The organism is Undibacterium sp. Ji22W, from assembly GCF_049340305.1.
Taxonomy (GTDB): Bacteria; Pseudomonadota; Gammaproteobacteria; order Burkholderiales; family Burkholderiaceae_D; genus Undibacterium.
On record NZ_JBMPOU010000002.1, the window covers coordinates 83202 to 104659 of the forward strand.

At 46.2% G+C, this 21458-nt stretch carries 19 protein-coding genes and 1 pseudogene; 8 read left to right on the plus strand and 12 right to left on the minus strand.

Features of this window, described 5'->3' with window-relative positions; genetic code table 11:
• The first annotated feature begins 54 nt into the window (after positions 1 to 54).
• The gene (locus ACO0KW_RS07175; protein WP_423052119.1) at positions 55 to 408 is read left to right on the plus strand and encodes a hypothetical protein; all 354 of its coding nucleotides are present in this window, start codon (positions 55 to 57) and stop codon (positions 406 to 408) included.
• A 14-nt stretch (positions 409 to 422) separates the two neighbouring features.
• Here ACO0KW_RS07175 and ACO0KW_RS07180 read toward each other — a convergent pair whose 3' ends face one another.
• From ACO0KW_RS07180 to metK, 5 genes are all read right to left on the minus strand, one after another.
• Entirely contained in the window at positions 423 to 2168 is a 1746-nt protein-coding gene (locus ACO0KW_RS07180; protein ID WP_423052121.1) for an ABC transporter ATP-binding protein, read from the minus strand.
• Between the two features lie 69 nt (positions 2169 to 2237).
• The gene (locus ACO0KW_RS07185; protein ID WP_423052123.1) at positions 2238 to 3989 is read right to left on the minus strand and encodes an ABC transporter ATP-binding protein; all 1752 of its coding nucleotides are present in this window, start codon (positions 3987 to 3989) and stop codon (positions 2238 to 2240) included.
• 102 nt (positions 3990 to 4091) lie between these two features.
• On the minus strand, positions 4092 to 6176 hold the full coding sequence (locus ACO0KW_RS07190; RefSeq protein ID WP_423052125.1) for a prolyl oligopeptidase family serine peptidase: 2085 nt from the start codon (positions 6174 to 6176) through the stop codon (positions 4092 to 4094).
• A gap of 178 nt (positions 6177 to 6354) precedes the next feature.
• Entirely contained in the window at positions 6355 to 7224 is an 870-nt protein-coding gene (locus ACO0KW_RS07195) for a M14 family zinc carboxypeptidase (protein ID WP_423053439.1), read from the minus strand.
• A gap of 73 nt (positions 7225 to 7297) precedes the next feature.
• Entirely contained in the window at positions 7298 to 8476 is a 1179-nt protein-coding gene (gene metK / locus ACO0KW_RS07200; RefSeq protein WP_423052127.1) for a methionine adenosyltransferase, read from the minus strand.
• Between the two features lie 304 nt (positions 8477 to 8780).
• Here metK and ACO0KW_RS07205 point away from each other — a divergent pair, with 304 nt between their 5' ends.
• From ACO0KW_RS07205 to ACO0KW_RS07215, 3 genes are read left to right on the plus strand one after another with little or no spacing between them, the layout of a single operon-like run.
• Complete coding sequence (locus tag ACO0KW_RS07205) at positions 8781 to 9641, plus strand: lysophospholipid acyltransferase family protein (protein WP_423052129.1); 861 nt, start codon at positions 8781 to 8783, stop codon at positions 9639 to 9641.
• The gene (locus ACO0KW_RS07210) at positions 9638 to 10537 is read left to right on the plus strand and encodes a lipid A biosynthesis acyltransferase (RefSeq protein ID WP_423052131.1); all 900 of its coding nucleotides are present in this window, start codon (positions 9638 to 9640) and stop codon (positions 10535 to 10537) included. The genes ACO0KW_RS07205 and ACO0KW_RS07210 overlap by 4 nt, the downstream gene beginning before the upstream one ends.
• A 35-nt stretch (positions 10538 to 10572) precedes the next feature.
• Positions 10573 to 11523 (plus strand): alpha/beta fold hydrolase, encoded by a 951-nt coding sequence (locus ACO0KW_RS07215; protein WP_423052133.1) that lies wholly within the window; start codon positions 10573 to 10575, stop codon positions 11521 to 11523.
• A 378-nt stretch (positions 11524 to 11901) separates the two neighbouring features.
• Here ACO0KW_RS07215 and phhA read toward each other — a convergent pair whose 3' ends face one another.
• Together phhA and hppD are read right to left on the minus strand one after the other, a co-directional pair.
• Complete coding sequence (phhA, locus tag ACO0KW_RS07220; RefSeq protein WP_423052135.1) at positions 11902 to 12786, minus strand: phenylalanine 4-monooxygenase; 885 nt, start codon at positions 12784 to 12786, stop codon at positions 11902 to 11904.
• A gap of 80 nt (positions 12787 to 12866) precedes the next feature.
• Positions 12867 to 13985 carry a 4-hydroxyphenylpyruvate dioxygenase gene (gene hppD / locus ACO0KW_RS07225; RefSeq protein ID WP_423052137.1) on the minus strand — a complete coding sequence of 373 codons (1119 nt, stop codon included), beginning with the start codon at positions 13983 to 13985 and terminating at the stop codon, positions 12867 to 12869.
• A 200-nt stretch (positions 13986 to 14185) separates the two neighbouring features.
• Here hppD and ACO0KW_RS07230 point away from each other — a divergent pair, with 200 nt between their 5' ends.
• On the plus strand, positions 14186 to 14701 hold the full coding sequence (locus tag ACO0KW_RS07230) for an Lrp/AsnC family transcriptional regulator (protein ID WP_423052139.1): 516 nt from the start codon (positions 14186 to 14188) through the stop codon (positions 14699 to 14701).
• Positions 14702 to 14854: 153 nt separating this feature from the next.
• Positions 14855 to 15418 carry a hypothetical protein gene (locus tag ACO0KW_RS07235; RefSeq protein WP_423052141.1) on the plus strand — a complete coding sequence of 188 codons (564 nt, stop codon included), beginning with the start codon at positions 14855 to 14857 and terminating at the stop codon, positions 15416 to 15418.
• Positions 15419 to 15487: 69 nt separating this feature from the next.
• Here the strand turns inward: ACO0KW_RS07235 and ACO0KW_RS07240 are convergent, their stop codons facing one another.
• Positions 15488 to 16231, minus strand: coding sequence for a substrate-binding domain-containing protein (locus ACO0KW_RS07240; RefSeq protein ID WP_423052143.1), 744 nt, complete (start codon positions 16229 to 16231; stop codon positions 15488 to 15490).
• Between ACO0KW_RS07240 and ACO0KW_RS07245 the strand changes: the two are divergent.
• A pseudogene (locus ACO0KW_RS07245) lies at positions 16229 to 16558 on the plus strand (Lrp/AsnC ligand binding domain-containing protein); the annotation flags it as partial. The gene ACO0KW_RS07240 and the pseudogene ACO0KW_RS07245 overlap by 3 nt on opposite strands.
• 151 nt (positions 16559 to 16709) lie before the next feature.
• On the plus strand, positions 16710 to 17288 hold the full coding sequence (locus ACO0KW_RS07250) for a M10 family metallopeptidase C-terminal domain-containing protein (protein WP_423052145.1): 579 nt from the start codon (positions 16710 to 16712) through the stop codon (positions 17286 to 17288).
• A 69-nt stretch (positions 17289 to 17357) separates the two neighbouring features.
• Here ACO0KW_RS07250 and ACO0KW_RS07255 read toward each other — a convergent pair whose 3' ends face one another.
• The 4 genes from ACO0KW_RS07255 to ACO0KW_RS07270 all read right to left on the minus strand — a co-directional run bounded on the left by ACO0KW_RS07255 (position 17358) and on the right by ACO0KW_RS07270 (position 21453).
• Entirely contained in the window at positions 17358 to 18374 is a 1017-nt protein-coding gene (locus tag ACO0KW_RS07255; RefSeq protein WP_423052147.1) for a PstS family phosphate ABC transporter substrate-binding protein, read from the minus strand.
• 63 nt (positions 18375 to 18437) lie between these two features.
• Entirely contained in the window at positions 18438 to 19268 is an 831-nt protein-coding gene (locus ACO0KW_RS07260; protein WP_423052149.1) for a hypothetical protein, read from the minus strand.
• 168 nt (positions 19269 to 19436) lie between these two features.
• Positions 19437 to 20672 carry a multifunctional CCA addition/repair protein gene (locus tag ACO0KW_RS07265; RefSeq protein WP_423052151.1) on the minus strand — a complete coding sequence of 412 codons (1236 nt, stop codon included), beginning with the start codon at positions 20670 to 20672 and terminating at the stop codon, positions 19437 to 19439.
• A 61-nt stretch (positions 20673 to 20733) separates the two neighbouring features.
• Entirely contained in the window at positions 20734 to 21453 is a 720-nt protein-coding gene (locus tag ACO0KW_RS07270) for a glutathione S-transferase family protein (RefSeq protein WP_423052153.1), read from the minus strand.
• Positions 21454 to 21458 lie beyond the last annotated feature (5 nt).

Genomic DNA, 21458 nt, shown 5'->3' on the forward strand with positions numbered 1-21458 from the left:
GTAAGCAAGTCATCGAGTACAAGTATCACCGCAACGAAACCAGATGTTGATGCTATGAATGAGGCGCAAAACAACGGTACCGAACTCAATCGCGATGTGGGCCGCATCAGCCAATTATTAGAACGCGATCTGCGATTTGAGGAACAGAAATTACAAGCCGCTAAGCCACCGAATCAAATCGTGCGCGAATATTGGGATAAACAAAACCATCCGTATAAAGATAAATGGGACGAACTTGCGCACAAAATCGAGAAGGCGGGCAAGGCGCGAGATGTACAGATAGAAACATTCAAAGCATGGGATGGGACACAGATTAGCAAAATCGAGGGGCGCTGCTACAAAGCACCCGATCCGGGTCGTACTTACTTACATCAGGCAGAAGTGCGGCAAGTGATTTGTCCGCGCTGATTATTTCTCTGAGATTATTCTTCCAAAGTCTGCAAGAGATACAGTTTTTGATACACACCATTCTCTATCGTCATCAACTCAGTGTGATTTCCTTGCTCAATCAAACGACCATGATTGAGCACGACAATCTGATCTGCATCCCGTATCGTTGATAGACGATGGGCAATCGCGACAATAGTCACACTGCCGCGTAAAGCATTCAGTGCGAGCTGGACCACCTGTTCGGTCTCACTATCAATATGGGATGTCGCTTCGTCCAAGAATAAAATTTTCGGCTTACCTGCTAAAGCGCGGGCAATCGCGATCAATTGTTTTTGTCCAGTAGAAAGCTTCGCTCCGCCTTCTCCCAAAGGAGTCAAATAGCCATGCTCTAACTGCAGAATGAAGTCGTGCACACGAGCCGCTTTGGCCGCGGCAATAATATCTTCTTCACTGATATCACGTCCCATGGCAATATTCTCACGTGCGTTCGCTGCCAGCAAAAACGGCTCCTGTGGAACCAGTCCTACACTCGCGCGAAAATGCTCGTCGCTGAGTTCGGCTAAGTCCAGATCATCGATCAATATCTTGCCGCTTTGCGCTATATAAAAGCGAAGCAATAAACTGAGCAAGGTCGATTTACCGCTGCCGGTATGTCCAACGATGCCATAAAAGCTGCCGGCGGGAATGTGCAAATTAATCTGATGCAAGACTTGCTGCGCTGGGTCATACCCGAAGCCCACATTTTCCAAGCGCAGTTCCCCCCTGCTAATTTCAGCCTCATTGTCTTTTACAAGCGCCGCAGGTTCTTGCAATAAGGTATTTACCCTTGCGGCAGAAATCACTGCTTGTTGAATTTGCCCGAATTGCAAAGTAATTTGAATCAAAGGATCGACTACACGAGCAATATAGCTGACAAAAGCATACAGAATACCAATTTCTAAACCTGAAAAATTACGCTGCCCAAAGACAAAAATGACGACGACCAATAGCAGAGAATTGAGTAAATCTAAAGCGGGACGCAAGAGCCAGGCATTCGCGCGTAATTCATCGACGCGCGCGCCATAATGTTGTTGATTAGTTGCTTCAAAACGCTCGCCAAACGCGCGCTCGGCATTACACGCTTGTAGTGCACTCATACCGTTAATACTTTCTGCTACCTGCGCATTAATATCGCTGCGCATCTGACGCGCGCGGGTGACTGCTGGTGCACTCCAACGCTGGTAAAACCAGACGATGACAACGACTGCTGGGATCAGCGTCAAGACGATTAACATCAAACGCCAATCCAACCATGCCATGGCCAGCAAAGCACCAAGTACCACAATCGAGCTATCGAGCATCACAAACAGTACCTGCACATAGAGATTTTTGACCGCTTCTGTGTCGTTTGTGACGCGACTGACTAATTGACCTGTAATCGCTTTGTCAAAAAAACTCATCGGCAAGCGCAACACGTGCGCGTAAACTTGTTCCCGTAAGCGCCGCACGGAACGCATCGCGACCCCGGCCAAACGCGTCAACTGTAGATAACGCAACCAAGTCGCCCACCATCCTGTCAGCACAAAAGTCAGCAGTAAAGCCGCCATCATCCACACATCATTTTTTCGTGGCAGTAAATAGTGATCAATGAAGGCTTTGCCAAGAATAGGCCCCAAAGCTTCTAAACCTGATGCGAGAAACAAGAATAAAATCCCCAGCACGACGTGACGCCTCTCCGGTTGCGCGGCTTGCAAGAGTAGCTGTACGGCGAGTTTCTTTTCGGAAGCGATTTGTTTCATTATGCGGATAGTCTATTTCTATACAAAGAGGTTTTGAAGCACACGCTAGCGATTCACGCCGGCGGCAACCTAGGCTGCTTCCAGTGCGGCTTCCAGCTGTTGATACTTCCATTGGCTGGCATACCAACCTTCTAGCGCTAATAACTGTTGATGATTACCTTGCTCGACCAAAACGCCTTCGCGCAACACCAAAATATGATCGGCTTCAGCCACAGCACTTAAGCGATGACTGACGATAATGGCACTGCGCTCTGGGCGTGCTGCACGCAGTGCTGCCAAGTGGCGCAGGATACGTGTTTCAGTGTCGGTATCCACCGCAGACAAGGCATCGTCTAACAGTAATAAAGGGCTTTCAGTCAGCAATGCACGGGCAATCGCTACGCGTTGTTTTTGTCCGCCCGACAAGGTCACACCGCGCTCGCCTACTGGCGTGTCATAGCCGTCCGGAAAACGCATGATGTCCTCATGAATCGCAGCCAGTTCAGCGGCATGCATAATCTGCTCTCGAGTCGCCTGTGGATTCGATAATGCGATGTTGCTAGCGATTGATGCGGAAAATAAAAATGGCTCTTGCGCGACCCAATTGATCGCATTGCGCAAACGCTGTAACGGATAAGCATCTATGCGGTATTGTCCCCACAAGACTTGTCCGTGTAGCGTTTCAAACTGACGCAATAAAAGTCGCACCACGGTTGACTTACCGGCACCAGTCGGTCCAACTATCCCTAAAGTTTGACCGGAGTCCAAACGGAAGCTTACATTCTTCAAGGCGAGATGCGTTTGTGCTGGGTATGCAAAACTGAGATTATCAAATTGCACGCTTCCGTGGGGATCACTCTGTATTTGACCGGCGTCTTGTATCACCAAATCTGCCTCCAACACCGGGCGCAATCGTGCCCAAGCCGCCTTACCTCGCTCTAGTAACGATAAAACCCAGCCAGCAGCAAACATAGGCCAGATGAGCTGCCCCAGATACATGCTAAAAGCGGTCAGATTACCTATCGTCATTTCATCATGCCAGACAAGATAGGCACCAACGCCCAAGGTCAATGCACCAGCGGCAGTGAGCGTCAGGCCCACCGCCGGTTCATAAGCAGCTTCCCAGCGTTGCGAACTCAAGCTGGCAGCCGCGGCATCTTCCGCCAATTGTGCAAATTGCGCTGCACTGCGCTGCTCTAGACCCAAAGCCCGCAAAGTGCGTACACCGGAAATAGTTTCCTGCACTTGATCGTTTAATTTACTAAAACGTTCTAATGAATCTTTCGATGCATCATGTACGTGATGGGTGATTTTTCGAAATGCCCATGCCATAAAGGGAAACGGCAATAAAGTTGCTAATGCGAGGCGCCAGTCCACGCCCAAAGTCATCATGCCTATCACTAGCACAAAGGTCATCAGGCCGTCAAAACCTGCCAAAGCGGCTTCGCCAGCAGCTAGTTCGATGGCATCAGCATCATTGGTACCAAGCGCCATTAAATCACCGATGCGCTGTTGTTGAAAAAATGCTGGTCCTTGCAAGCTCAACCGTTGATACAAACGCAGGCGCAACTGCGCCCCTAATTTGTAGGAAGCTGCGAACAATTGTAAGCGCCAACCCACGCGCAAAAAATAAATCGCCACACCCATCAGCACTACCGTGGCCAATTCCCACACCAAGGCTTCGCCGCCCAGATTGTGCTGCACCATGGCGTCAATAATCTGGCCAATCTTGCGCGGAATGAGAATCGTGAAGCTTGCCACCAACAATAACATCAAAGCTGAAGCGCTATAGGCACGCCAGTGTTGACGTATAAATTGGGCAAGGAGTTGGTACAGGGTCATGCTAGGACTTTCAAATTGAGATCTTTCTCCGCGCAGGCGCAGAGTACGCAGAGAATTTTGATATACAAACTCACCTCTGAATTCTCTGCGCCTAAGCCTTTTTTATTTCAACATATTCCATAGGAATGAATAGGTTATCGCGGACATATCTGCACGTTGCGCATTGTTTGCTGCACCACCATGGCCACCTTCAGTGTTTTCGTAATACCAAACATTTTGATGACCTTGTTCCAGCATTTTCGCTGCCATTTTACGCGCATGACCTGGATGTACACGATCATCACGGGTCGATGTGATGAACAAGACATTCGGGTATTTCACTTCGGCTTTGACGTTCTGGTAAGGCGAATATTGTTTGATGTAATCCCATTCAGCAGGTACATCTGGGTTGCCATATTCGCCCATCCAAGATGCGCCAGCTAACAATTTATTAAATCGCTGCATATCGAGCAACGGTACCTGGCTCACCACCGCGTTAAATAAATCAGGACGCTGTGTTAAAGCAACGCCTGCCAACAATCCACCATTACTGCCGCCCATCGCACCTAAGTGTTGTGGCGTTGTGATTTTGCTGTTGATCAAATCTTCAGCAACAGCCGCAAAATCGTCATACGCGCGCTGACGGTTTTGTTTTAATGCCGCCTGATGCCAACGTGGCCCATACTCTCCACCGCCACGAATATTTGCCACTACATACACGCCACCTTTTTCCAGCCAGGCTTTACCGATTCCACCCGAGTAAGACGGTGTCAGAGAAACCTGAAAACCACCATAAGCATATAGCAGCGTAGGGTTGTTACCATCAAGTTTGATATCTTGTTTGTGCACCATGAAGTAAGGCACTCTGGTGCCATCTTTCGAGTTGGCGAATTTTTGTACAATTTTGAAATTTTTTGCGTCAAAAAATTCTGGTGCAGATTTCAATAATTCGCGTTGATCGCTACCCGCTTTTGCCAATTGCAAAACACTGGGTGTTAAGTAATCCGAATAGCTGAGTAAATACTCGTCGGATTTATCCGCGTCCAAAGCGCTCACGCCTACGGCTCCCATGGTTGGCAAATTGACGTTACGCGCCAGCCATTTGCCATTACTAAATTTTAATTCAACCAACTTACTTTTCACATCTTGCAGCAACTGCATTAACAAGACATTTTTGGTTGCCGTCATTCCAGTGAATGACGCCACTTCTGTCGGTTGAAACAAGATGGTGAAATTGCGATCACCTTTTAAAAAGGCATCAAAATCGATCGCTAAGACACTACCTTGTGGATAGGTCTTGCCACCCGTAGTCCAAGCCTCATTCGGTGTCACAACAAATTGCTTACCGAAAAACTCATAACCAGTCTGCGCTGGAATATCGAGCTTTTGTAACTTAGCACCACGCATCAGAAACACTTCTGATGTATAAAAAGTCACCGCGCGGTTCACGATTTCATGCACAATGCCACGATGACTGACTCGCGCGGCCGATACACTAATATCTTCCTTCTGACCTTCGAAAATCGTCTTCGCTGTGCTGATCGGTGTACCACGCGTCCATTCTTTGACGATGCGTGGATAACCAGAATCAGTCAGTGAACCGGGACCAAAATCAGTTCCGATAAACAAGGTGTTTTTATCGCGCCAAGACACATTCATCTTTGCTTCTGGCAAAGAAAAACCGTCTTTCACGAATTTTTTTGTCTTCAAATCAAATTCACGTATCGTTACCGCATCTGCACCACCACGTGAGAGATTGATAATGCAACGATCGTATTCCGGCTCACGGCATTGGCTGCCTTTGAAAACCCAATTTTCATTTTCAGTTTTGGCAATTGCGTCAATATCCAATACGGTTTCCCATTTTGGCTGTGGCTTACGATATTCCGCCATACTGGTTTTACGCCAAATACCGCGTGGATGCTCGGCATCCATCCAGAAATTATACAAAGCATCGCCGATTTTTTGTATGCCGGGTATGCGGTCTTTAGAATCCAGAATGACCTGCAAATCGCCGCGCATCTTCAAAAACCCCGCATCATTGTCTAATTTTTTGCGAGTTTCTTGATTACGTGCTTTGACCCAGTCTAAAGCCTTTTCGCCACCTACATCTTCAAGCCACTGATGTTTATCCTCCACCTGTGCCATAGCGCCATACGTGCAACTCAGCAATACCGTAGCCGCGATCAACTTCATTCTTGTTTTCATAAATAGTCTCGAAAAAATTAATTTGATTGAATTCATTTCTGAAAATGAATCAAATAGTATAAACGGAAGTCTAATTTGACAGCTAGATTCTAGAAAAGTGCGGAGAAAATATAGGCAATTTAATGGCCAACAAAATTACTTGGCAATACGTTACTGGCAGTAGCTTCGTGTGAAAAGCTTATGATTTACGGCGCGCAACATTATTCCGTATCCACCCCTGCATATCTTGCCAGATACGAATGACTTCATTTTGATTCGGCATATTTAGCGCATGCGGTAACTCTATTGTCAGCACCGGTATTTCTTGATGCATACCGCTGTAATTACCAAGCGAACCCGGATAAACACCAACCCGATTAAAATGGAGCCGCCCAAATCGCGTCGGTGGTTGTGCCGGCCCATCCAAATCAAGCACACCAAATGGTGCATGCACCGAAATAATGACGTCGGGTTTAAATGATTTTATCGTATTGAAGACCCATAAACTTTCGGGCTCTGAAATGGGTTTTTTACCGGGGTAACGACGCGGATCACTTTTGGTCTTTTGTTCCCAATATTGCAAAGCTTCTTTATCCCAATCTGGCGTCGGAAAATTGCGATTGAGATCAACCCCACGTGCATTTACGCGCGTTGCTTTCGATGCCAATAATCCATCGGGATTCACCAATGGCGCGACTTTCCACTGAAATTCTTGCGGACCAGTTTTATGCATACTAGCCAGCCATTTAAACACGACTGCCGTCGCAGTTTTTTCATCGCCGTGTATGCCGCCGATCAGGAGCACACGTATCGCTGTTTTCTGACGCTGATCGACCTGAAAATCGCGCGTCATTAAGGGTAGTCCCTTAAAAGATTTTCCACCACTGGGGCTAAGTTTACTGTTGCGGCAATCTGCTAAAGAAATCTTCGGTAGACGTGGAGTGATTTGTTTACACCAATCAGCCACAATTTTACTTTGCGCATTCACAGTCTGCGCGTGAACTGGAGCGACTGATAATTGCCAAACGAATTGTAAAACGCAAAAGAGCGATGCGCTCAACAGCAACATCGCTCTTTTATTTGGCTGAATCGTTTTCAGGAACACAGGAATTTGTGCAGCAATCAAAACGTATCCAATAGACTTACAAACCCGCAGCCGCACGCAGGCTTTGCGCTTTGTCTGTACGTTCCCAAGTAAATTCAGGCTCCTCACGACCAAAATGACCGTAAGCCGCTGTCTTGGTATAAATAGGACGCAACAAATCGAGCATTTGGATGATGCCACGTGGACGTAGATCAAACATCTCATTCACCAAAGCGGCGATTTGCTCATCCGGGATTATGCCGGTACCTTCAGTATAAACTGTGACGTTCATAGGACGCGCGACACCAATCGCATACGCAACCTGAATCTGACATTGCTTCGCCAAACCTGCGGCCACAATATTCTTCGCCACATAACGTGCTGCATAGGCAGCAGAGCGATCAACCTTAGTAGGATCTTTACCAGAGAATGCACCACCACCATGTGGGCAAGCACCGCCGTAGGTATCGACAATAATTTTACGACCAGTCAAACCGCAATCACCTTGCGGTCCACCAATGACGAAACGACCCGTTGGGTTAATCAGGAACTTAGTGTCTTTCAACCATTCTGCCGGCAATACCGGACGAATGATTTCTTCTACCACGGCTTCGATGAAAGATGGTTTCATCTTATTGCCATCGCTTTGATCTGGACTATGCTGCGTTGATAACACTACAGTATCGATACTGTGCGGTTTGCCGTCGACATAACGCATCGTGACTTGACCTTTAGCGTCCGGACGAAGGAATGGCAAGCGGCCATCTTTACGCAATTGCGCCTGACGCTCTACCAAACGATGTGCATAGTAAATTGGTGCAGGCATCAGTTCTGGTGTTTCATCGCAAGCGTAACCAAACATCAAACCTTGGTCACCAGCGCCGGTATTTAAATGATCGTCAGAGGCATGATCGACGCCCTGTGCAATATCGTTGGATTGCTTATCGTAAGCGACCAAAACTGCGCAACCTTTGTAATCAATACCGTATTCGGTGTTGTCATAGCCGATGCGTTTAATCGTATCGCGCGCCACTTGAATGTAGTCGACATGCGCGTTAGTTGTGATTTCGCCAGCCAATACGACTAAGCCAGTATTGACTAAGGTTTCAGCAGCAACGCGGGAACGCGGATCTTGTTCAAAAATGGCATCCAAAATCGCATCAGAAATTTGATCCGCAACTTTGTCTGGGTGACCTTCAGAAACCGATTCTGAAGTAAAGAGAAATTCATTTGCCATCGCAGGCTCCTATATTTAAGTGACGTTAAGCCGCAGTCAAAAGAGTTCCTGCGACGCTTTAGCGAAATTTATTACCCGCTTCGCAAGTTGTCTGTTTAACTCGGCGGGGGCATCTTTTTGCTATCTAGAGTTATCTAGATATATACGCAGATAGCTCTGCGTCATTTCTTTCGGATGCCAATGTGTGCTATTTTACGCCTCTTACGGGATTCATGTCGAATTGCCTTAGATTTTTGAGGTGTATCAATATGAAAGAATCCATCATTCTTAGCAATTCACTATTTTCATTTACGCTCCCAGACTCATGCTAATTCGTCTGTTCCGTTTCTTATCAATTTTCCCCCTGCCATTTTTACACTTCATTGGCGTTGTTCTCGGCTATCTGGTTTTTGCTTTATCGCCAACCTATCGCAAACGCATGCGTAGCAATATGGCATTGGCGGGTTACGAATCCAGTCTCGGCATTGCCTTGCGCGAAGCCGGTAAAAATATCATGGAGCTGCCTTTGATTTGGCTAGGTAAGCCAGAACGTTTGGCAGCTAAAGTGACATTAGAAAACTGGGATATTGCCCAAGCTGCCATCGATGCAAAAAAAGGCGTGATCTTTCTAACGCCGCATTTGGGTTGTTTTGAATTATCCGGTAAGTCGATCGCTTTACGCACCAAGATGACGGTCTTGTATCGCCCGCCTCGCAAAGAATCGCTCAAACCCTTACTCGAAGACGCCCGTGCCTCTAGCGGTATGTTACTAGCGCCAGCCAATCTCTCCGGCGTACGCGCTTTGGCCAAAGCATTGAAAAAAGGCGAAGCAATCGGCTTATTGCCCGATCAAGTGCCGCAAGAAGGCGAAGGTGTGTGGGCAGATTTTTTCGGCAAGCCTGCATACACCATGACTTTATCAGCCAAGTTAGCAGCAATGACAGGTGCGCCGATTATTTTAACCTACGCAGAACGCCTGCCATTCGGACGCGGCTTCGTACAACGCTTTGTGCCGTTTGAGGAATCTTTGGATGGCGATACAGCGCAACAAGCGCGGGCAATTAACACGGCAATGGAAAAACTGATTGCCAATGCGCCTAGTCAGTATTTTTGGAGCTATCATCGCTACAAAAAACCCGATGGCGTCATCGGTCCAGATGAAATCAGAGCACAGGAAAACGCATGAGAGTCGCGGTGTTAATTATGTGGCTGCTGCACTGGTTGCCGCTGCCAATACTGGGGCGAATAGGTGAAGGCATCGGTAATGTATTGTATTTACTTTTGCGTCGGCGTCGTCATATTTGTCTGACCAACTTGCGTCTGTGTTTTCCGAAAATGCCTGAATCAGAACGAGAAAAAATCACTCGCCGCCATTTCCAAGTGTATGTACGAAGCGTGCTGGAACGCGGAATTTTATGGTGGTCGTCAGAAAGTCGTTTACGTAAATTAATTCACGTCAATTATGCGTTGCCTATGGCGGAGATGGTTAGCAGCCCGACCATCTTCATGTGCCCACATTTTGTCAGCTTGGATGTGGCTGGTGTGGCAGTGATGTTGGAATCGTCTTTGTGCTCTATCTATACACCACAGAGAAACAAAAGCTTCGATAAAGCGCTACGCAAAGGCCGTTCGCGCTTTCGCCCCGTGAAATTATTTTCACGCGCTGAAGGAGTCAAACCCATCATTCGCGCGATGAAAGAAAACCTGCCATTTTTCATGCTGCCCGATATGGATTTTGGCGCAAAAGATGCGGAGTTCGTTCCTTTCTTTGGAGTACCCGCCGCAACCCTGACTGCACTTCCGCGCATTGCTGCAGCAACGCATGCCAAAGTGATTCCAGTGATTGCTAGCATACGTCCGGGCTATGATGGTTGGGACGTTAAATTTGATCAGCCTTGGTCCAATTATCCACACGCCGATATCGTTAGTTCTACACGTCAGATGAATGCATATATCGAAGCCGAAATTCTCAAAATGCCGGCGGAATATTTTTGGACCCATAGGCGTTTCAAAACGCGCCCAGAAGGTGAAGCCAACGTCTACAAACAGTCAGCCAGTAGTTTTGAAGATACCCAGCACTAATTTCATTTCCATCGATTCACGAAGGAGTTTCCGCAATGAAGCTTGTCCATAAAATAATTCTGGTAGCAGGCTTAGCTGCTGCAACTTTATTCGGTTATTACCAAGTGAAGAATCCAGAGAAACACGTCATTGATGACGCAGCACGTCAAGGCGCGAGTGGTGAATTTGTGAAACTCAGTGATGGTATTACCCACTACGAAGAAGCGGGTCCGAAAGAGGGTCGGGTAGCGGTCTTAGTGCACGGCTTCTCGGTACCGTCTTACATCTGGGATCCTACATTCCTCGCCTTGCGCGAGGCTGGTTATCGCGTGATCCGTTTGGATCTGTATGGTCGTGGCTTATCGGATCGCCCCGATGGGCAATACGATGGCGCGATGTACGCACGCCAAATCAATGACCTGCTAAATCACCTGCACATTACGCAGCAGATTGACCTATTTGGCTTATCGTTTGGCGGCTATGTCGTGGCACATTTCGCAGCCAATTATCCACAACGAATTCGCAGCCTAGTGTTAGTCGACCCGAGCACCACGCGCTCCACCCCACCCGCCATTTTAAAAACACCACTACTGGGTGCATACCTATTTCAGGTCATCGATTTGCCGGGTAAAGCAGAAGGGCAAAATTCGGACTTCCTGCATCCCGAACAATTTCCAGGCTGGGCGGATCGTTATCGTCCGCAAATGCAATACCATGGTTTCGGACGCGCCCTGCGGCGTTCTGCATTACGCTTGTCGACAGCAGACTTTGCAGGGATGTACGCAGCAATAGATCAGGCCAAGTTACCCGTAATGCTAGTTTGGGGCAAACAAGATCCCACTTTGCCAGTGGCAAATGCGGCAATCGTGAAAGCAGCGATTAAGAATCTTGAATATGTGGAAATTGATCAATCTGGGCATTTGCCGCAAATGGAACAAACGACTGTTTTCAATTCCAGTATGTTTGCTTTTCTCAATAAGCATCCCTCAGTAAGCATCTCTCAGTAAGCATTCATTAACGACCAACAACGCTGGGCCTGAGGCACAAATCAACAAGCAATAAAAAAGCAGCACCTGCCATTCGCAAGCACTGCTTTTTCTCACAGCTTCTAGTTTGCCATCAGCGTTGGCGCGCACGTTTTTTCTTGTATCGCTTAATACATTTTCGTCCAACACTGCGACAAAGCGCCTTGGCGACCTTACATATTCACGGGTTTACTGCCACTAAAATTCGCATATTTTTCTCATTATTCGACAACTTATCTGCTATCGAAAACTCCATCCTTCCAAGCTGTGGCACTGAAATACGAAACAGCAGAGAAAATCAGAAAAAGAATAACCAAAGCGCACTACTAGTGCTCTCACCGAATCTAAGAATAGTAAATCTTATTGTGCTGGTAGTAGCTCAACTTCGCCATCCAGCAAAGAATTCGCTGGCAACACATCCATGCTCTTCAGCTTCTCATAAATCGGCGTGAAATCTGGCGCGGTGCCGTCGAATAATTGCTGATAACTATCGATCACAAAATACGTTTCTTGATATGAATCGATTTTGTATAAAGTACGCAGACAACGTTCAATGTCTAAGCGGATATGACGGGATTTTGTACCCGGCGTCAGGCAATACTCGACCTCGCCACCGGAGGATAAAATACCCGCACCATAGATGCGCACACCAACTGGCGTATTGATCAAACCAAACTCCACCGTGTACCAATACAAGCGCGCCAATTCATCTAAGCCGCCCAATTTCATAGCCTTCAAGCCCCCCTGCCCATAGCGTTGCATGTAATCAGCGAACACAGGATTAAATAGCAAGGGCACGTGACCAAAGAAATCATGGAACACATCGGGTTCAACGATGTAATTGAATTCTTCTGGTGTGCGTAACCAAACGGTTACCGGGAAACGGCGATTTGCCAGATGATCGAAGAAAGTCAATTCAGGAATCAAGCCGGGTACCGCGACGATAGTCCAACCCGTTGCCGCAAATAATTCTTTCGAGGTTTTTTCAAACACAGGTATGCCAGCACCAATATCCATCTTTGCCAGAGCTTCGATGAACTCATCACAGGCACGCCCTGGCAACAAAGCAGACTGGCGCTGGTACAACTTGCGCCACAGTTCATGTTCTGCTTCTGTATAGGCGTTCCAATCCTGCTGGACCACATAATGTGCGTCCATATGTTGATAATCACCACGTAAAGCTGCGCCATTCGACTTCTCTGCCACAGTGGCGAGAAAGTCTTCATTTGAAACTGAGGTATCCATGTTGTCTCCAAAAAAAAGCCAACGTGATGTCAGCTTTTTTCTTTTCTTTATTCAGGCTAAATTTTCAAATCACTTAAAAATTATGCCGTTGTTGTTGAGTCGTCTTTTAATACACCACGACGGATCTGATCCAATTCGATAGACTCAAATAAGGCGCGGAAGTTACCTTCGCCGAAACCTTGGTCACCCTTGCGCTGTATCACTTCAAAGAAGATAGGACCAATCACCGTGGTAGTGAAAATCTGCAATAACAATTCACGTGAAGTCTCGGTGCTCTTACCATCCATCAAGATACGCAATTTACGTAACTCTTCAACGTTTTCGCCATGGCCTGGTAAGCGGCGATCGATTAAGTCGTAGTAAGTATCGATGGTATCTTGGAAGTTCACGCCAGCCGCCTTCATATCGCGGATAGTCTGGTACACATTGTCAGTACCCATCGCAATATGTTGTACGCCTTCACCGTGATACAAATCAAGGTATTCGGAGATTTGAGATTTATCGTCAGAAGATTCATTGATAGGAATACGAATCTTGCCGCATGGTGAAGTCATTGCTTTCGACTTCAAGCCAGTCAATTTACCAGCGATATCGAAGTAACGAATTTCGCGGAAATTAAACAGAGTTTCGTAGAAATCAGACCACTCCGCCATACGACCACGATGTACATTGTGCGTCAAATGATCGATGTAAGTTAAGCCATGACCTTTAGGATTTGGATCAACGCCAGGAATCGCTACGAAGTCAGCATCATAAATACTGATATTGCCGATAGCACCAGGTGCGGCACCATCTTTACCTTGCCAGCGGTCGACAAAGTACACCAATGAATCACCAATTCCCTTGATCGCAGGGATATTTAATTCCATAGGACCTGTTTGATTATCAAAGCCCCATGCGCCAAGTTCCAAAGCGCGTTTGTACGCATGGTTCGCGTCTTTCACGCGGATCGCAAATGCACAAACCGAAGGGCCATGCTTACGTGCAAAGCGTTGGGCAAATGAATCTGGCTCAGCATTGATAATGAAATTGACATCACCTTGACGATACAAAGTGACATTTTTAGTGCGATGTTTAGCTATCGCCGTAAAACCCATTTCGATGAACAGCTTTTCTAATTCTTTTGGTTCTGGCGCAGCGTATTCGATAAATTCGAAGCCATCTGTTCCCATTGGGTTGTCCCAAGTTTGGATTGTCATTTGTTATCTCCGGTTAATGTCAATGGTGATGACGCAGGCTTTATTTCAAACGACCATCAAATCGATCTAAAAGAAACTTCTTTGCGCCAAGTCAATCCGCAAGTATAAAGCCTGTATTACGCCATAAAATACCAAAATACTGCACATATACAGCTATTTGAGCAATAATATTGCCATCAAAATACACATAAAGGCAGAATATGTCCCAAATAGAACTCGATAAAATTGATCGCAAGATTTTGGCTATTTTGCAAGCCGACGGCAGACTTACTAATCAAGAAGTTGCTGAGCGCGTTAACTTATCGCCGTCACCGTGTTTACGTCGCATCAAAAGACTAGAAGACACTGGGGTAATACGCAAGTACGTAGCGCTAATAGAAGCAGAAAAAATTGGCTTAGGCTTATTGGCCTACATCAATGTACGCCTCGAGAAACACACCGACACGCCAGCCAAAGGCAGTTCACGTTCACCACGTATCGACTTTGCAGCCTCCGTTGAACAATGGCCTGAAGTGGTTGCCTGCTACGCGATGACTGGTGAAATGGATTACTTACTGCGTGTGCGCGTCGAAGATATGAATCACTTTTCCCGCTTTATGATGGAGACACTTTTAAAACATCCGGCGGTGTTAGATGTGAAGTCCAGCTTCGCGTTACAACAAATTAAAGACACTACAGCATTGCCTGTAGGCAGCAGTTCAAATAGTGTCAGCTGAATCCAACATCACATGGGTCTCCCGCAAATTCTGATTATTCACTCGCAGCAATCTCTGGTCAACCGAATGGAAATCGATTAGTCTAAATTTATGGAATCTTGGACCTCAAACAGGATTCCCTAAAAAATCACATTACCTTCAATGGAGAATAAAGTGCCAAAAATATCTAAAACAAAATACTTGAGTGATGACGGAGTTTTTTTCCAAGCAACATTAACTATTGACCATGTTTATGGAGGAAACGGGGACGACACCATTTATGGAAGTGCCGGCAATGATGTGTTATCCGGAGGCTCAGGAAATGATACTTTATGGGGCTATTCTGGGAATGATTTTCTTTATGGTGGAGATGGTAATGATACTTTGGGCGGCGATGAGGGGAATAATGTTCTCGTGGGTGGATATGGTTCAGACGCATTCTACTTACTGGAAATTTTTACGCCTGCAGCCAAAAACACGATAACGGATTTCCAACCAGGTGTTGACTATATTTACCTACAAGGATTCAACGGTTTGCCAATTGGCACATTAGAAAGTGCGTACTTTAAATTAGGAAATATGGCTGGCGACAGCGATGACTATATTATTTACGACCGATCAACAGGCAATTTGTACTTTGATCCGGATGGAAATGGAAACTTGCCACAGATTGTCATTGCCACACTTCTTGGGCAACCAGATGTCAAAGCAAGTGATTTTTATGCTGGCGGCAACTAATAAGTAACAAAGCAACTCGGAAATACGTAGGCGACTACGTATTTCTCTCTATTACTATTAAGCTCTTAATTAGTTTTTCGGTTCACGTTTCAGCAATTCTTCGATGGTCACGCCGACCTCCGCCTCGCCACCAAACGCTGTACCAGTCTTTTTCACTTTGTAATTCACCATGGTGTGACGATAATCTTTCATCGACAAAGGAATGTATTTTACTTGCTTCACCACGGCCTCAGCATTATTCAAGTAGCAGTCGACAAAGGCGTGAACTTCTGGACGCTCGTCAGCTTTTGCGTTCACATAAACAAATAAAGGGCGCGCCAATGATTTATAGCTGGCGTCCATCACCGCTTTCACTGAAGGCAATACGGCACTCTTACTATCTTTAGCCACGATTCCTGCAGGTTTCAATTTTTTGCTGTTCTCGGAATAATATGCAAAGCCCAAATATCCCAAGGCATTCACATCACGCGATACCGCTTGCACGATCACATTTTCGTCTTCCGATATCGTGAAATCAGTCCGGCTAGACTTAGCTTTGCAGTTAATTGCTTCCGTAAAATAATCGAAAGTACCAGAATCGGCGCCAGGGCCAAACAATTTAATCGGCGTTGCTGGCCAAGCGGGATTGACTTGATTCCAAGTGGTGATGACGCCTTGTGCCGCAGGCTCCCACAACTTTTTCAACTCTTCAACTGTGATTTTGCTCAAGAATTTAATTTTTGGATTGACGACCACCGTCACTGCATCAAATGCGACTGGTAATTCCATGTAGTAGATGCCATTCTTACTGCATTCCGCCAATTCCTTTTTCAAATTGGTTTAGGCTTATTAGCCTACATCAATGTACGTCTGGAGAAACACACAGACACTCCAGCCAAAGGCGGTTCATGTTTGCCGCGTATCGGTTTTGCAGCCTCAGTAGAACAATGGCCTGAAGTGGTCGCATGCTATGCAATGACTGGTGAAATGGATTCCCTGTTACGAGTGCGAGTCGAAAATATGATTCACTTTTCTCGCTTTATGATGGAGACACTTTTAAAACATCCGGCGGTGTTAGATGTGAAGTCTAGCTTCGCGTTACAACAATTTAAAGACACTACAGCATTACCTGTAGGCAGCAGTTCAAATAGTGTCGGCTGAATCCAACATCACATGCGTCTCTCGCAAATTCTGATTATTCACTCGCTGCAATCTCTAGCCAAGGGATTAGAAATGGATTAATCTAAATTGGTGGATTTTCGGATGCCAAACCGAATTCTTTAAAATCACATTACTTTCAATGGAGAATAAAGTGCCAAAAATATCTAAAACAAAATACTTGAGTGATGACGGAGTTTTTTTCCAGGCAACGTTAACTATTACCCATGTTTATGGAGGAAGTGGAGACGATACCATTTATGGCAGTACTGGTAACGATGTGTTGTCGGGTGGCGGAGGAAATGATTTTTTGGATGGTTCAGTAGGAGATGATTTTCTTTATGGCGGGAACGGCAACGATTCTTTGATTGGACGTGAAGGCAATAATGTTCTCGTCGGTGGATATGGTTCAGATATTTTCTACCTATCAGGAGAAAACTTTTACGATAATTTTTATCCTGCCGCCAAAAATACAATAACGGATTTCCAACCAGGAGTTGATCAAATTTGCTTATTCGCTATCAACAATTTACAATCTGGCCAATTAGATAGTGCCAACTATAAATTAGGAAATGCGGCTGGCGACAGCGATGACTACGTTATTTACAACCGGTCAACGGGCACTTTGTACTATGATCCGGATGGAAATGGAATTGCACCTCAGATCGTCATTGCCACCTTACTTGGGCAACCAGATGTAAAAGCTAGTGATATTTCTGTTATTGGCATCTAATAAATAGAAAAGCCACTCGGAAATACGTATTTGCCTACGTATTTCCGTTTTTAAAATTTAAGTTTTTAATTAGTTTTTAGGTTCACGTTTCAGCAATTCTTCGATGGTCACGCCGACCTCCGCTTCACCACCAAAGGCTGTACCGGTCTTTTTCACTTTGTAATTCACCATGGTGTGACGATAATCTTTCATCGACAAAGGAATGTATTTTACTTGCTTCACCACGGCTTCCGCATTATTCAAGTAGTAGTCGACAAAGGCGTGAACTTCTGGACGCTCGTCAGCTTTTGCGTTCACATAAATAAATAACGGGCGCGCCAATGGTTTATAGCTGGCGTCCATCACCGCTTTCACTGAAGGCAATACGGCATTCTTACTATCTTTAGCCACGATTGCTGCAGCTTTCAATTTTTTGCTGTTCTCGGAATAATAAGCAAAGCCCAGATAACCCAAGGCATTCACATCACGCGATACCGCTTGCACGATCACATTATCATCTTCCGATGTCGTGAAATCGGTCCGGCTAGACTTAGCTTTGCCGTTAATTGCTTCCGTAAAATAATCGAAAGTACCAGAATCGGCGCCAGGGCCAAACAATTTAATCGGCGTTGCTGGCCAAGCGGGATTGACTTGATTCCAAGTGGTGATGACGCCTTGTGCCGCAGGCTCCCACAACTTTTTCAACTCTTCAACTGTGATTTTGCTCAAGAATTTATTTTTTGGATTGACGACCACCGTCACTGCATCAAATGCGACTGGTAATTCCATGTAGTAGATGCCATTCTTACTGCATTCCGCCATTTCTTTCTTCAAGATAGGGCGAGATGCATCAGAAATATCGGTTTCACCTTTACAGAATTTTTTAAATCCGCCACCAGTGCCAGCAATGCCAATCGTGAACTTCGTGCCAGGATTTTTTTCACGAAAACTTTCAGAGACAGCTTCAGTAATCGGAAACACAGTACTGGAACCATCAATTTTAATCATGGTTTGCGCTTGAGCTTTTAGTGGATGCGCAGTCAATGCACTCGCCAACATCAACAACGACATCGACGCAAAAATCTTTTTCGGTAATGAAGGTTTCATAGTAATTCCTGATTGAATTGAATTCGAATAAAGCGACAGCAATGAAGTGAGACTTCGAAATAATTAGCGTTCGGCAATAATGCTAGGATCTGGCGGCAAGCCATAACCAAGACGCACAATCTCCACCATCATTTGTGCGATTCTGTCGCTGGTCGACGAAATATTGCGCAAATCTTCCGCACGCAAGGCTGGTGCGCTCAACGCTTTTTCATAAAACATCCATTGCTGTTGCGCGAGATTTAAACGCGACTTCAATGCTTTATCATCTTGCGCTTCGTCCGCCAGCAAATTCATGCCATTCACAAATTCAATTCGCGATTGCGCCAGATCGACTTGCAAGCCCTGCTTCGCTTGCATGTTTTTATCCATGGAACGCAGCAATACAATTTTTGCCATGCGCTGTGCCAGCGATGCCTGACGCAATGCAAGACCCGTGATGCGCGAGGTTGTGTCATTGGTTTCTGACTCGATCGCAAAAGAAAGAAAGTTCATCTTGATCAAAAGATCTTCGTTCACGTCATACATTGCCGCCGCAGTTTTCGCGTTCAGCTTTGGAAGAGATTCGACTTGATCATTTAACGCTAAGTTGACGCGGTTAAATGCCTTACCCGATTTCTCGGTTTTCATTTGGCGCGACAAATCCTTGCGTAAGCGCGCAATGGTTTCAAATGAACGTGAGCGTTCAACTTCTGTGTGACCGCTCAAAATACCGAGTGCCATTTGCAAGCTAAGTTTATAGCTACGCTCCGACTCCAAACGAAACATACCAGCCGTCAATAACGCTGGCGTTGCATTCGATCCGGGAACGGTAACAGGCCGATAGTCTGCACTGGCCGCAGTACCGCAAAGGCATATAGAAATGAAGGCGAATTTCAGGGATTTTTGTAACATCATGTTCTCAGTCATCTGCAATTAGAATCGGTTTATACGCACTAACTTTCGATCAATTTCGATCAAATCAGACAAGAGCCCGATCGAATTTTGTGCTTTATTTTGTGTTCTAATTGTAATGAGGAGATGTGACGAGATTATTACAAGGTATGACAAGAAATTAGTCGGCGCTTAGCTGAGTTCCTGTATAAGCTGACGTATCGCGTCGATTCGAGCAAGGCGAATAGCTTCCGCAATTTTTTGCGCTTGCCCCAAGTATTGTTGCGCGACCGCGCCAGCATTGACTGATAGTGCGGCATTCAACACTGAAGTTAAAAAAACGACTTGCGGAAACTGAATATTTTCGAGACCAGGCCGACCAAAGCAATCTGCCTCAGCGGCTCTTAACATATCCAAAAAACGCTGAGGTTTACGAAAAGCGTCGTTACGTTCTAGCATGGTTTGTAAAGTCGCTGCGCGCATTTCCTGACTGCGTCCAACATTGCCGTGATCCCGCGCCGTCATCATTGCCAGATCGCGACAATCTGTCGGCACTTTCCAGCGCGCGCACACCGTTTTCACCAGATCTACGCTACGCTCTTCATGTCCATGGTGACGCGGCCAAGCGGCCGGATCGGTCGTGCCCTTCCCCAGATCATGTAAGAGTGCGGCGAAGCGTATGGGCAAAGAAAAACCCTGTTCAGCAGCATAATCAATGACCGCCATGATGTGCACACCAGTATCAATTTCTGGATGATATTTCGCTGGTTGCGGCACTCCCCAGAGCGCGTTCAATTCAGGGATAATGCGCGCTAAAGCACCACATTCACGCAAGACTTCGAACATGCGCGATGGTTTTTTTTCCATCAAGCCTTTGGAAATTTCTTGCCAGATGCGCTCTGGAACCAAGGCATCAACTTCGCCTTTTTCGACCATCGTTCGCATCAGAATCATCGTCTCTGGGGCGACCACAAATGCATGCGGCGCTATAGAGAAACGGGCGGCAAAACGCGCCAATCTTAAGATCCTGACAGGGTCTTCTTCGAACGCTGCTGATACATGACGAAACACGCCATTCTGTAAATCTTGCTGGCCATTGAAGGGATCGAACAAGACGCCATGTTCATCGCGTGCGATTGCATTGATGGTCAAATCGCGACGGACCAAGTCTTGCTCTAAAGTGACGCTAGGGTCTGTATGAAAGACGAAGCCTTTGTAACCTGCGGCGGTTTTTCTTTCGGTACGCGCTAAAGCATATTCTTCGTGCGTATGCGGGTGAAGGAATACAGGAAAATCTTTCCCTACCGGCGTAAATCCCTTCGCTAACATCTGTTCAGGTGTTGCACCGATCACGACGTGATCTCGATCTTGGACTGGCAAGCCCAGTAAAGCATCACGAACTGCACCACCGACTACATAAGTTTTCATCAGATCAAGAACTCTTAGGTGATAATTTCTTTTGGGAGATTTTTATTTAAGATTTTTTTTATTAAGGAAAATCATATTTAGGCAAATCGTCTTTTTCATCCAAAGCCCCGAGCACCCATTGCGTTACAGCAGGATGCGCCTCTATACGTTCGCAGTAGGCCTGTAAAGCTGGTGCGAGTGATACGCCGTAAGTTTTAAACCGCATCACCACCGGCGCAAAAAAGGCATCGGCTATCGAGAAATCACCAAACAAGAAACGATGCGCGCCATAGGTAGACAAACATTCTTCCCAGATTTCACTGATGCGTCCGATATCGGCTTGTGATCCTGCGGTACGCCCTTTTCCGGAGAAGTTGGCGCGTATGTTCATCGGCATTGCCGTACGCAATTGACCAAAGCCTGAGTGCATTTCAGCGCACACGCTGCGTGCGGTTGCACGTGCGGCAGCGCTCTCTGGCCACAAATTCTGGGTTGAAAAACGTTCTGCCAAATATTCACATATCGCTAGTGAATCCCAAATCACCAAGTCATCTCCCAGCAATACCGGTACCCGTCCCGACAATGAATATTCTGAGATTTTTTGCGTGGTATCCGGGCGATCCAATAGCACTTTGATTTCTTCAAAGGGAATCCCAAAGGTCTTCATCACCAACCATGGCCGCATCGACCATGAGGAGTAATTCTTATTCCCAATGACTAAACGAAAATTACTCTTACGCATAGCGTGTTGCAAGGGTGCCAGTGTGGTTTCCAAATCGGTATTTTGGTCATTGATTTGCATCACAT